Origin of the sequence: Bordetella genomosp. 9 (assembly GCF_002261425.1) — a bacterium.
Lineage (GTDB): Bacteria > Pseudomonadota > Gammaproteobacteria > Burkholderiales > Burkholderiaceae_B > Bordetella_C.
In genome coordinates this window covers 428,861-441,510 of the sequence record NZ_NEVJ01000002.1, presented here as the reverse complement: position 1 = coordinate 441,510, position 12,650 = coordinate 428,861, and the positions used below count along the sequence as shown (strand labels likewise).

Sequence of the window (12,650 nt, the reverse complement as noted above, 5' to 3'; positions counted from 1 at the left end):
ACAAAACGGGGTATGTTAGCCCGCCGCATGCCGGGCGGCCGGACCGCTCTCGAACAGTCGCCGTTCGAGTGTCGAGAAGCGCCGAGCGCCGTCGGGCGTCACCACGACGGATTCGCTGAACGCGAGTCCCTGCGCGGACGTATACATATGGAAGGTCATTCCGCTTTCCAGCTTCCACTTCGATGCGGGACTGAACACGCGGGTGAAGTCGCTGGACCGGATGGGCTGTTGGGAATAGAAGCCGATCGTGTAGCCCGTGATGTTGTCATAGCTGTCGCGCAGCCCGGCGCGCAGCAATCCGTCGCGCAGGATGGCGTCGACGTCGCTGGCCAGCGCGCCGGGGCGCATCGCCGCGAACTGTTCGTCCTGCAGGCGGACGATCTCGCGCGCCGCGACCTTCTGCTCGTCGGTGGCGCCGCCTATGACCACGCTGCGCATGAGCCGCGCGCTATAGCCACGGAATTTCGGTACCAGCTCCACGTGCAGGATGTCGCCCGACACCATGGGGGTGTCGCTCAAGAAGCCGTGCAGGAAGCCCCACCCCTTCCCGTAGGTGATCGGGCCGACATAGCCCGGCGAGCTTCCGAGCTGGACGTACCGGCCCGCCGCATGCGCGCTCATATCCCGGCTGCTGACACCCTCCCTGGCGAGGCCGCAGATTTCGCTCATGGCCGTGTCCGCGATGTACGCCGCGCGGCGGATATGCGCCAGCTCCAGTTCCGACTTGATCAGCCGGGCTTCCCACGGCACCGCCGTCATATCGACGAAGCGCGCGTCCGGCAGCAACTGCTCCAGCTTGCGGAAGCTGGCCACCGACAACGCGTGGCTACCGAAGTCGACCCCGACACGCGCGGCGCCGTAACCCCTGCGCTTCAGCTCGGCGGCGACGAAGGCCACCGCGTCCTCGGTATCCCGGTAGCCGACCGCGTCGCCGAACCAGGCGCACTCGCGAAATGGGGTGATGTCCAGGCTGCGCAGCACCATGAAGGGCTCGCCCAGCAGGGGGATGAAGGCGGCCCGATAAAAGCTGACCGAACGCTCATACCCCGTGAAGTATGCGAGCGGCTCGATGTCGTCGACCAGCATGACGTCAGCCTCGCGCGCGCGCATGATCGTCCTGAGGCGACCGACCCGCTCTTCGAACTCGCTCAGGGGGAACTCCCCTACCGCAGCCAGATCCATTCCCTGCTCCAACGTTGATCGCATCGATTGAAAAGAAAGCCTGTCAGGTCCGCTTGGGCGCATTCTCGGCCAGCCACACCTCATCCAGCCGGAACAGCACGCCGCGCGGGTACATCGCGAAGTTGTTCACGTAGTCCCGATGCGCGCGCAGCAGATCGAAGAACACCGGGATGACGGCGGGCACTTCCGTCCGCATCAACGCCTGGGCCTCGGCATACAGCTTTTGCCTTTGCGCGTTGTCAGCCGTTCCGCGCGCCTGCTCGATCAGCGCGTCGAACTGCTTGTTGTCCCAGTGCGTTTCGTTCCAGGCCGCCGTGGACGTGTAGAGCTGCGATACCAGGGCGTCTATCGTGGGCTGCCCCGCGTAATACCCGATGTAGAAGGCGCCCTTGCGCCACACCTGCTCCAGGTAGGTCGCATGCGGCATGGTCTGCACTTCGATATCGAAACCCGCGGGCTTCGCCATCTCGCGCAAGGCGACGGCCATCTGCGTGCGCACCGACGGCACGTCCGAGGCGATCAACGTCAGGGTCAGGCCGTTCGCATAGCCCGCGTCGGCCAGCAGCTTCCTGGCCTGCGCGATATCCGGCACCTTGTCCGGCTGCTTGCTGAAGAACGGATAGGACGCATTGATGGGCGTGTCGTTGGCGACCGAGCCATACCCCTCGGCCACGAAGTCCACCATGGCCTTGCGATCGACGGTCAGCGCCAGCGCCTGGCGCACGCGTATATCGTTGAAAGGCTTCTGGTTGCAACCCAGGATGATGTTGCTGAAGGTACCGGATGCCGCGCGCAGCGCCTTAACGCGCGGCGCCTTCGAAAGGCGGGCGAACTCGGTCGGCTGCACCTGGGACATCAGGTCGATATCGCCGGACATCAAGGCGCTGCCTTCGGACGTGGCGTCGGGATACACCTTGACTTCGACGCGATCCAGATATGGGCGTTGCGGGTCGTAGTAGTGCTCGTTGCGCGTCGCCACCAGGATCCGCTCGGATTCGAATTGGACCAGCGTGAACGGCCCGGTGCCGAACGATTCGCGCGCCATCGTATCCATGCCTCGCGCGATCACCGCGGCCGGCACGACTTTCGCATTGGGGTGCGACAGCGCCGTGGGCAGGTCGGCATATGGCGTCGATAGCTTGAAGGTCACGCTATCGCCCGCGGTCGATACCACGTCGGCGATCGGCCCTATGTTCTGGCGCGCCGGCGACCCCGTTTTGGCGTCGAGGACTGCCTTGATGGACGCAATGACATCCCCTGGCGTGCATGCGGTGCCATCGCGGAACTTCAACGACGGACGTAGCTTGAATGTCCACTCGTCCAGTTTTTCGTTGCTGGACCAACTGAGCGCCAGGTCCGGTTCGGCGACATTGTCGGTGTTCAGCCGGGTCAGGCCGGAATACATCAGCTCCACCGCCAGGTACTCGGAAATCACCCTGGCCTGGAATGGATTGATCTTCGAGATGGCCTGCGACACGCTGACCCGCAGCACGCCGCCGCGCCGTCCCGCCGGCGGCGCGCTGAACGCGGCTCCCGGCAAGGCGGTGGACAGGCCGAGCGCCGCCATCTTCACAAGAAAGCCTCGCCGCGCGTGCGCTTCGCGCGCCACGTCCTCGCACGCGCCGTCAGGTTGCTCATTCATCGCTTACTCCATGGATATAGGGCTGTTACACGCGCGTGTCGTCATGGACGCCGCAAATATCGACGATCGTCCGCATGTAGACGCGGATCATGTCGAGGTAATCCTGGATGTCGACCCGCTCGTCCGGCATCGTGTTGTAGCGGCCGCCCGGGCCGCACACCACGCCCTCCATTCCGGCCCGCGCATACAGGTGGCCCGCGTCGGTGCCGTAGTAGCCGGGCGGCGTGATGGCGCCGGTGGGTTGCGGCTCGCCGCGCACCGCCAGGTAGGCCGCGTTGACGGCCTGCACGATGCGCGACGTCTTTTCGACATGGAAGGGAGGCATCGTCATGCGTCCCGTGTCCTTCTCCGGACGCAGGCTGGTCTTCAGCCCCGGAAAGCGTTCCCGCAAGGCGGTGAGCAACGCCTCCAGGCCGGCCAGGACATCCTCGTCCGTCTGCCCGGGTGCATAGCGGCCGACGCCGCGCAATCGCACGAAATCCGCCACCTGCGGCGGCCGCCATTCATGCAGGTCCTTTCCCAGCGCGCCGTGCACGATGCCTACATGACCACGGTTGATGGAACGGTGTTCGTCGCTGGCGGCATTGCGGAACCGCATCGCGTTGATGCGCGGTATCAGGTCGCAGGCGGCCGCGATGGCGTCGACGGCTTCCTCGCGCTTGGACAGGTGGCGCGTCACCCCGGTCAGTTCGATCGTGAAGGATACCGACGCGGCGTGCATTGTCAGCGCGGCCAGGTCCGTGGGTTCGCTGTTGATGAAGTAATCTGCCCGCACGCCCTGGTCGATGGCGGCTACCGTTCCCACGCCGCCCTGCAGTTCGCCGACGACGAAAGTCAGGACGACATCTCCGCGCAGGCGCACGCCGGCGTCGACCAGCGTCTTGACCGCCCAGAAATAGGCGGCATCGCCGGCCTTCATGTTCGACACGCCTATGCCATAGATGAATTTGTCGTCGACCTTGCCTTCCCAGGGATCCACCGTCCATCCTTCGGACACCGGATTGGTATCGATATGGCCGTTGAAAAGCAGGCTGTGGCCGCCACCGCTGCCCTTGAGCGTGCCGATCGCATTGGCCCGCGCGCCGGGCACGGGCGCCAGCGACGCATCCATGCCCATCGCCTCCATGGCGCGCACGAGATAGGCAGCCAACTGCCGCTCGCCGTCCGTCGCCGAATATGATTTTTGCTGGACCAGCTTGCTGAGGAACGCCAGGCTCCCGGATTCATCCAGGCTGGCGAGGGCGCTATCGATATTCATGGCTGGAACTCCGTCGTTGCCGCGACCGGCATGCGTCCGCCCGACAGGACGGGAACCGCGTCTATGAGCGTGCGCGTATAGGGATGACGCTCCGGGGCGTCGACATCCTCGACATCGAAAAGGTCCACCAGCTCGCCGCGGTACATCACCGCGATCCTGTGCGCGATCTGCCGCACCAGGTTCAGGTCATGCGTGATGAAGATATAGGCGGTGCCGAAGCACTTCTGGAAGTCCACCAGCAATTCGATCACCGAGGCCTGCACGGAAACGTCCAGGGCCGACGTGATCTCGTCGCAGATGACCAGCTTGGGATGGGACGCGAAGGCGCGCGCGATGGCGACGCGCTGCTTCTCGCCGCCGGACAGCTCGTGCGGATAACGGTCCGCGTAGTTCCGCGGCAGCCGGACCTCTTCCAGCAGATCGCGCACCGCCGTGTCGATCCCCTGCCCGCCGCGATCGCCGTACAGGCGCAGGGGGCGCGACAGGATCTCCCCGATGCGCTGGCGTGGGTTCAAGGACGCGTCGGGATGCTGGAAGATGATCTGTACATCCCGGCGATATGCCGTGTTCATGGCCTTGGCGCCTTCGATGGCGCCGCCCTGGAAATACAGGCCGCCATGGAAGGTGTTCAATCCCGTCAACGCCTTGGCCAGCGTCGACTTGCCGGAACCGGACTCGCCCACCACGCCCAGAATTTCGCCGCTGTTCACTGCCAGGCTGATCGCCTGGTTGCCCACCACTGGGCGGCGCTTGCGGCCCAGCAGCCTGGCGAACGCCGGGGCGCGTCCATAATCGACGCCGAGCGCCTCGGTGCGCAACAGCACGGCGCCGGCGCGATGGGCCCGGCTATCCGTCAGGCGTCGATCGGGACGAGGCACGGCGTCCAGCAGCCGCCGCGTATAGGCATGGGCCGGCTGCCCGAAGACCCGTTCGATCTCGCCTCGCTCGACGATGACGCCTTTGTGGATGACCGCCACGTGGTCCGCGATCCGCGACACCAGCGCGAGGTCATGCGAGATATAAAGCGAAGCGACGCCGGTATCGGCCTGCAGCTCGGTGAACAGGTCGAGAATCTGCCGGCCGGTCACTACGTCCAGCGCCGTCGTCGGTTCGTCGAAAATGATGCACTCGGGCCGGCAGGCAAAGGCGGTAGCGATCATCACACGCTGCTTTTCACCACCGGAGACCTCATGCGGATAGCGCGACATCATGCCGGCGGGATCCTTCAGGCCCACGCGCTCCAGCATCGCCAGGGCCTCGCTGGTGGCTTCCTGGCGGGTGTGGCTGCGATGCCTGACCATCACTTCCAGCAACTGCTCGCCCAGTGTCAGCGTCGGGTTCAACGATGTACCGGGATCCTGGAAAACCATGCTGATGCGCCGGCCGCGTATCAGGTCGAGTTCGGCCTGGGATTTGCGCAGCAGATCGTCCTGGCCCAGCAGGATCGTGCCATGGGTCACCGTCGCGTTGCGCGGCAGATACCGCATGACGGACCAGGCGATCGACGTCTTGCCCGAGCCGGACTCACCGACCAGCCCGAGCACCTGCCCGGCGGCGATATCCAGGTCGATGTGGCTCAGGGCATGGAAAGGTCCTTGCGGGGTCGCATACTCCAGGCTGTAGTCCCGGATGTTCAGCACGGTATCCATGTCTCGTTCAGGTCCTGGGATTCAGCGCGTCGCGGAGGCCGTCGCCGAGCAGGTTGAAGCCGATGGCGACCAGCGCCACGGCCAGGCTGGGCCACAGGATGATCCAGACGCTCTGATGCATGAACCGCCGTGCCTCGGCCGCCATCAGCCCCCACTCCGACGCGGGGGGCTGGGCGCCCAGACCGAGAAAGCTGAGCGTCGCGAACAGCATCACCGCGAACGCCACGCGTATCGTGAATTCCACGATGACCGGGGCGATCACGTTGGGCAGCATTTCGCGCAGGATGACGTAGGCATTGCTTTCGCCGCGCGCGATCGCGGCGTTCACGAAATCCTGCTTTCTCACCGCCAGCGCGACCGAGCGCGTGATGCGCGCCATGCTGGGCGTGAAGGCAATGCCGATCGCCAGCACCGCGTTCAAGGTGCTCTTGCCCATCAGGTTCACGATCAGCAAGGCGAACAGCAGGCTGGGGATGGAAAGAATCGCGTCCACGGTCCGCATCGCGAATTCATCGAACTTGCCGCCGATATAGGCCGTGGTCGTGCCTATCACCGCGCCCAGCGCCGTGCCCATCAAGGTCGCGAGCACCGCCAGCAGAACCGTGGCGCGCGCGCCGTAGAGGATCCGGCTCAGGATGTCCCGGCCATACTGGTCCGTTCCGAACCAGTGCGCGGCGCTGGGCCCCTTGTAGCGCGCCAGCGGAGACATCGCCTCCGGCGAGTGGGGCGCCAGCCACGGCCCCAGGACGACCAGCACCAGGATGGCGGAAACCAGGATCACGCCAAGCACGCCCTGGGGCGAACGCATCAGGCGCGAGAAGAAGGTGTTCGCCCCCAGACGCGGCGGTACGACGGCAGCCGTGCCGGGCGCGACCCCGGGCGCCGCATTCGACGGATTACTCATACTGAATCCTTTTATCCAGCGTGGCGTAGGCGATGTCGGCGAACATGTTCACGATGCAGTAGGTCGCCGCCATGATCAGCGCACCCGCCTGGATGGTCGGCAGGTCACGCGTCTGGATGGCCACCACGATCTGCCGGCCGATCCCCGGAATGGCGAAGATTTCCTCGACCACGATGACGCCGCCGAGCAGATAGCCGACATCGAGCGCAACGATCGTGATGGTTGGCAGCAGGGCATTGCGCAGGCCGTGCTTGAGCAATACCGTGCGGCGCGACAGCCCCTTCAGCCGGGCGGCGCGGATATAGTCGGTATGCAGGACGTCGACCAGTTCGGAGCGCACCATGCGCGATACATGCGCGATCAGGATCACCGATACCGTGACCACCGGCAGGACCATGTGACGCAGCCAGCCGAACGGATCCTCGCCGATCGGGGTGTAGCCGGTCGCGGGCAAGAGTTGCAGCATGTCGGCGCAGATGACGATGAGCAAGGTGGCGGAGACGAACTCGGGCACCGACACGCCGACGTAGGAAATCACGCTGACCACCAGGTCGGGCAACCTGCCGCGCCGCACCGCCGCCACGATGCCCAGGGGAATCGCCAGGCACAGCATGAAGCAGATGGAAAGCACGGCCAGCAGGAGCGATCGCCCCAGGGCCTCGAACATGAATTGCGCGATCGGCTGCCCCGTCCGCAGGGACACGCCGAAATCGCCGCGTACCGCGCCCCACAGCCAATGGCCGTATTGATGCCACAGCGGCGTGTTTAGGCCCAGTTGCTCGCGCACCGCGTCCAGTGCCTGGGGGGTCGCGTTCTCGCCAAGCATCATCACCGCCGCGTCGCCCGGCAGCACCTGCGTCACGCAGAACACGATCAACGACACGATCAGCAAGGTGTAGACGCTGGTCCCCAGTCGCTTGATGAGATAACTGACCGACACCGACGTCTCCTGAGCAAGGCGGTGTACGGCCACGCGCGACGCCGGCCTTCCGCACCATCGATGCCGAAAACTATAAACTTTATAGTTTTAAACCAAAACTAGTGAATACCCGCTGCCGGCGCTGCGCGGCAGGCCAGGAATAGCGCGGTTGGGGGGAGTAGACGCCAGTGCGGCGCTGGGCGTGCCAGCGAGGTCAGCCGCAGGACGCGGGCGCGGGTGTGGCGAACAGCGTTGGCCGCACCCGGCCGCCCGGCGTATCACCGCATGGTGATCGTGGTATTCACCGTCCGCCCATGCGCCGACCAGCGCGCGGTGACGGTCTTGGTCTGGGTCCAGAACTGCACCGCCTGCTTGCCGTTCGGCCCCAGGTCGCCCAACTTGGAACCGCGGGAGCCCGTGAAGCTGAACCACGCGACCGGCACCGGGATGGGAATATTGATCCCCACCTGCCCGACGTCGATATTGTTCTGGAAATAGCGCGCCGCCCCGCCATCCTGGGTGAACAGCGCCACGCCGTTGCCGTTGGGATTGGCGTTGATGAACTCGACGGCGTCCTCCAGGGTGTCGACGCCGGTGACGCACAGGACCGGGCCGAAGATTTCCTCGGTGTAGATCTTCATGTCGCCGCGCACGCCGCCGAACACGGTCGGCCCGACGAAGTTGCCCCGTTCGAAGCCCGCCACCGTGATGCCGCGGCCATCCAGCAGGAGTTCGGCGCCCTCTTCCACGCCATGCTGGATCAGTCCTTCGACGCGCGACTTGGCGGCCTGGGACACCAGCGGCCCCAGGTCGGCCATGCGGTCGGTACCGGCGTTCACCTTCAACTGCCTGGCGCGGGCGACGAACTCGGGCAGCCAGTCGCGCGAGGCGCCGACGAACACCGCCACCGACGTCGCCATGCAGCGCTGGCCGGCGGCGCCGAAGGCCGCGCCCAGCAATTGATTCAAGGCGACTTCCGGATCCGCGTCGGGCAGGATCACGCAATGGTTCTTGGCGCCCATCATCGCCTGGCAGCGCTTGCCCGCGTCCGACGCGCGGCGATAGATCTCGGTGCCGACGCGCGTGGAACCGATGAACGACACCGCCTTGACGTCGCGATGCTCGCACAGCGCATTGGCGATGTCGGCACCGCCATGCACGACGTTCAACACGCCCGGCGGCAGGCCGGCTTCCAGCGCCAGCTCCGCCACGTACAGCGATGCCGACGGATCCTGCTCGGAAGGCTTCAGCACGAAAGTATTGCCGCAGGCCACGGCGATGGGAAACATGAAGCACGGCAGCATGACCGGGAAATTGAAGGCCGTGATGCCCGCGCACACCCCCAGCGGCTGGATCAGCGTGTACACGTCGATGCCGGACGCGGCGTTTTCCGCGTATTCGCCCAACTGCAGGTTGGCGATGGAGCAGGCGTGTTCGACCACCTCCAGGCCGCGGCCGACCTCGCCTTCCGCGTCGGGCAGGGTCTTGCCGTGCTCACGGGTGATCAGCTCGGCGAGCTTGCCGGTGTTCTCGCGCATCAACTGCTGAAGTTTCAGCATGACGCGCATGCGCGTGGCCTGCCCGCTGTTGCGCCAGCTCTTGTAGGCTTCGCGGGCGTTGGCGACGGCCCGGTCCAGTTCTTCGGGGGTGGCGTACGGCACTCGGGCGACGACTTCCTGCGTCGCCGGGTTGATGACGTCGCGCCACTCGGTGGCGCGCGACTGGATGCGTTCGCCGCCGATCAGCAGCGGAATACGCGGGGCTTCGGACATGGTCTCCTCCTGTTTCCTTGTGGGAATCGTGGGTGCCGGTGTCCGTCAGGGTTGCGACGGACCCGGCCGTTGTCCGGCCAGTGTAGAGGCGGACCCAACGAGGAGCAAGGTGGAAACCGGCGAACGATCAGGTCGTCGCGGCGTCCGGCGCCGGGGGCCTGGGCCCGCCGGTATTCTTGGGCGCCTTGACCCGTAGCCGCCGCATGAAGAGATACGCGGCAAAGGCCAGCACCGCCGCATGGACCGGCCACCAGCCCAGGCCGAAAGGAATACGGCCGTCGCCGATCCAGGCGCGGAACAGGTTGATCAGGTTCATGTACAGCAGCGCCACCAGGCCCGCGATCAGCAGGTCGCCGGACCGGCCCAGGCGCGGATTCACGGCGCCCAGCGGGATGGCCATGATGGCCAGGATCAGGGCGGCCAGGGGCATGGAGATCCGCCACATGACCTGGGACCAGGCGTTGATGGTGTTGTCTTCCATCAGTTGCAGGGTGCTGCGCGCCTTGCTGGATCGCTCGGCCGCGGCGCGCGCCTCGGTGGCGGGATCCTCGGTGGATTTGCTTTCCAGCCGCACGCCGTAGTGGTCGAACGTCGACATGCGGAATTCCGCCGAACCCGGCTTCAGGTCGTAGCGGTGGCCCGCCCCCAGCACCAGGAAGCGGTCGCCGTTGGGCATGTTTTCGGTGCGCGCGCTGGACGCGGTCAGCACGCTGAGCCATTCGGGATCGATGACGCGCGCGAACACGTGGCCCAGTTCGTCGCCCTTGTTGACGGGCTCTTCGGCGAAGAAGACGCGCGCGCCGTCCTGCGATTCGCCGAACTGCCCGGCGGTGACCTTGGACAGATCGGAACGCTGCTCGAAACGCTCGCGATATTCGCCGATCTGGCGATAGGCCCAGGGCGAAGCGGCCAGGGTCAGCACCGCCACCATGACCGCGACCGGCACGGCCACGCGCATGACGGGCCGCAGCCAGTCGGCCAACGACAGGCCGCTGGCGAACCAGACCACCATTTCGGATTCACGATAATTCCGCGTCACCGTGGTCAGCACGGCGATGAACAGCGCCACGGACATGATGGTCGGCAGCGCGGTGATCGTGGAGAAGGCCGCCAGGCCCAGCACCACGTCCGGGCCGATGTTGCCGCTGGCGGCGTCGCCCAGCAGGCGGACCAGCAGGACGCTGAGCCACACCACCACCAGGGTGGAAAACACAACGCCGGCGTGACTCGTGATCTCGCTGACGACAGATCGCTTGAATAGGGACATGGGAGAATATGCGGGATAATCGCTGACTATTATCGACGCACAAGGGAACGCCTTCAATGTCACTGGAATTTAGCACACACAGCACCGCCTCCCTGCACCAGGTCAAGACGGCCGCCCTGGCGGTCGGCGTCTTCGCCGAAGGCGTGCTGACCGCCGCGGCGGACCTGGTCGATCGCGCCAGCAACGGCGCGCTGCGCACGGTGGTCAAAACGGAATTCCGCGGCCGCCAGGGCAGCACGCTGGTCCTGCGTTCCCTCCCGGGCGTCGCCGCGCAGCGCGTCGTCCTCGTGGGCCTGGGCAAGCAGGACGAATATTCGGCGCGCGCCCACGCGGCCGCGGAACAGGCTTTCGCCGCCTATTGCGTCGGCGCGCAGCTGACCGAAGGCGCCTCGACCCTGGTTTCCGTGCCGCTGGAAGGCACGCCCATCCGCGCCCGCGCGCGCCTGGCCGCGATCGGCGCGGGCAACGCCACCTATCACTACGACGAAAGCCTGGGCAAGCCCGATCGCGACGCCCGGCCCAAGCTGCGCAAGGTCGTCCACTGCATCGAACGCGGCGACGCCACGCAGGTCCAGGCCGGCCTGCGCGAAGGCGGCGCCATCGCCAACGGCATGGAGCTGGCGCGCACGCTGGGCAACATGCCGGGCAACCTGTGCACGCCCACCTACCTGGGCGAAACCGCCCAGAAGCTGGCGCGCGCCTACAAGACCGTGAAAGCCCAGGTCATGGACCGCAAGCAGATCGAAGCCCTGGGCATGGGCGCGTTCCTGTCCGTGGCGCGCGGTTCCGACGAACCGCCGCGGTTCATCGTGCTGCGCCACGCCGGCAAGCCGGCGGCGCGCAAGCCCGCCAAGGACGGCAATGCCGGCCCCATCGTCCTGGTCGGCAAGGGCATCACCTTCGACTCGGGCGGCATTTCCATCAAGCCCGCCGCCACGATGGACGAGATGAAATTCGACATGTGCGGCGCCGCCAGCGTGCTGGGCGCCTTCCGCGCCCTGGCCGAACTGCAGCTGCCGCTGGACGTGGTCGGGCTGATCCCCACCTGCGAGAACATGCCGAGCGGCAAGGCCAACAAGCCGGGCGACGTGGTCACCAGCATGTCGGGACAGACCATCGAAATTCTGAACACCGACGCCGAAGGCCGCCTGATCCTGTGCGACGCCCTGACCTACGCCGAACGCTTCAAGCCGGCCGCGGTCGTGGACATCGCCACCCTGACGGGCGCCTGCGTGGTCGCGCTGGGCAGCGTCAACAGCGGCCTGTTCTCCAAGAACGACGCCCTGGCGGACGCCCTGCTGCGCGCCGGCCGGGAATCGCTGGATACCGCGTGGCGCATGCCGCTGGACGACGCCTACCAGGAACAGCTGAAGTCCAATTTCGCCGACATGGCGAACATCGGGGGCCCGCCGGCCGGCGCCGTCACGGCCGCCTGCTTCCTGTCGCGCTATGCCAAGGCCTACCCCTGGGCGCATCTGGACATCGCCGGCACGGCCTGGCGCGGCGGCAAGGAAAAGGGCTCCACGGCCCGTCCGGTGCCCCTGCTGATGCAATACCTGCTGAACCAGCTCTGATCGAGCCCCACGCCGCACCATCATGGCCCGCATCGATTTCGCCTTCGGCGCCCCTGACCGGCTGCGCACCGCCTGCCAGGTGGCGCGCAAGCAATACCTGGCCGGACAGCCGCTGGTGGTGTATTGCGCGGACCCGGTGCGGCTGAACGCCTTCGACCGCATGCTGTGGGCGTTCGACGATATTTCCTTCGTCCCGCACGTGCTGGCGACCGATCCGCTGGCCGCGGACACGCCGGTGGTGCTGACCGCGGCCGACCCCTCGGCGGCGGCGACGCCCGCCGCGGCCGACCGGCCGGCGCCCTGGCTGCTGAACCTGGACGACGATTGCCCGCCTGGCTACCAGGCGTTTGCGCGCATACTGGAGATCGTGTCCGCCGACGGCGACGACCGTCCCGCGGCAAGGCAGCGCTGGCGGGCCTACGTGGCCCAGGGGGAATCCCCGCACAGCCATGCCATCGGCGCCAAGGCCGCCAGCTGATCCGC

The 12,650-nt window shown here is 66.4% G+C and carries 10 protein-coding genes; 2 read left to right on the top strand and 8 right to left on the bottom strand.

What is annotated here, in order from left to right; translation table 11 throughout:
- Nucleotides 1–15: 15 nt before the first annotated feature.
- The 8 genes from CAL26_RS08005 to lptF form a co-directional block, all read right to left on the bottom strand.
- A complete protein-coding gene (locus tag CAL26_RS08005) occupies nucleotides 16–1,182 on the bottom strand; it encodes a M24 family metallopeptidase (protein ID WP_179283292.1) in 1,167 nt (388 codons plus the stop codon).
- Nucleotides 1,183–1,225: 43 nt separating this feature from the next.
- Nucleotides 1,226–2,824 (bottom strand): ABC transporter substrate-binding protein, encoded by a 1,599-nt coding sequence (locus CAL26_RS08000; RefSeq protein WP_094846384.1) that lies wholly within the window; start codon nucleotides 2,822–2,824, stop codon nucleotides 1,226–1,228.
- Between the two features lie 25 nt (nucleotides 2,825–2,849).
- Nucleotides 2,850–4,082 carry a M20 family metallopeptidase gene (locus tag CAL26_RS07995; RefSeq protein ID WP_094846383.1) on the bottom strand — a complete coding sequence of 411 codons (1,233 nt, stop codon included), beginning with the start codon at nucleotides 4,080–4,082 and terminating at the stop codon, nucleotides 2,850–2,852.
- A complete protein-coding gene (locus tag CAL26_RS07990; protein WP_094846382.1) occupies nucleotides 4,079–5,731 on the bottom strand; it encodes a dipeptide ABC transporter ATP-binding protein in 1,653 nt (550 codons plus the stop codon). Before CAL26_RS07990 ends, CAL26_RS07995 begins: the two co-directional genes overlap by 4 nt.
- Before the next feature lie 7 nt (nucleotides 5,732–5,738).
- Nucleotides 5,739–6,635 carry an ABC transporter permease gene (locus tag CAL26_RS07985; RefSeq protein ID WP_094846381.1) on the bottom strand — a complete coding sequence of 299 codons (897 nt, stop codon included), beginning with the start codon at nucleotides 6,633–6,635 and terminating at the stop codon, nucleotides 5,739–5,741.
- Entirely contained in the window at nucleotides 6,628–7,575 is a 948-nt protein-coding gene (locus CAL26_RS07980; RefSeq protein ID WP_094846380.1) for an ABC transporter permease, read from the bottom strand. The genes CAL26_RS07985 and CAL26_RS07980 overlap by 8 nt, the downstream gene beginning before the upstream one ends.
- Before the next feature lie 257 nt (nucleotides 7,576–7,832).
- On the bottom strand, nucleotides 7,833–9,326 hold the full coding sequence (locus CAL26_RS07975) for a CoA-acylating methylmalonate-semialdehyde dehydrogenase (protein ID WP_094846379.1): 1,494 nt from the start codon (nucleotides 9,324–9,326) through the stop codon (nucleotides 7,833–7,835).
- Between the two features lie 127 nt (nucleotides 9,327–9,453).
- Nucleotides 9,454–10,593, bottom strand: a complete 1,140-nt coding sequence (gene lptF, locus CAL26_RS07970) for an LPS export ABC transporter permease LptF (RefSeq protein ID WP_094846378.1) — start codon at nucleotides 10,591–10,593, stop codon at nucleotides 9,454–9,456.
- A gap of 62 nt (nucleotides 10,594–10,655) precedes the next feature.
- Here lptF and CAL26_RS07965 point away from each other — a divergent pair, with 62 nt between their 5' ends.
- Together CAL26_RS07965 and CAL26_RS07960 are read left to right on the top strand one after the other, a co-directional pair.
- Nucleotides 10,656–12,167, top strand: coding sequence for a leucyl aminopeptidase (locus CAL26_RS07965; protein WP_094846983.1), 1,512 nt, complete (start codon nucleotides 10,656–10,658; stop codon nucleotides 12,165–12,167).
- Between the two features lie 22 nt (nucleotides 12,168–12,189).
- Entirely contained in the window at nucleotides 12,190–12,645 is a 456-nt protein-coding gene (locus CAL26_RS07960; RefSeq protein WP_094846377.1) for a DNA polymerase III subunit chi, read from the top strand.
- The last annotated feature ends 5 nt before the right edge of the window (nucleotides 12,646–12,650 follow it).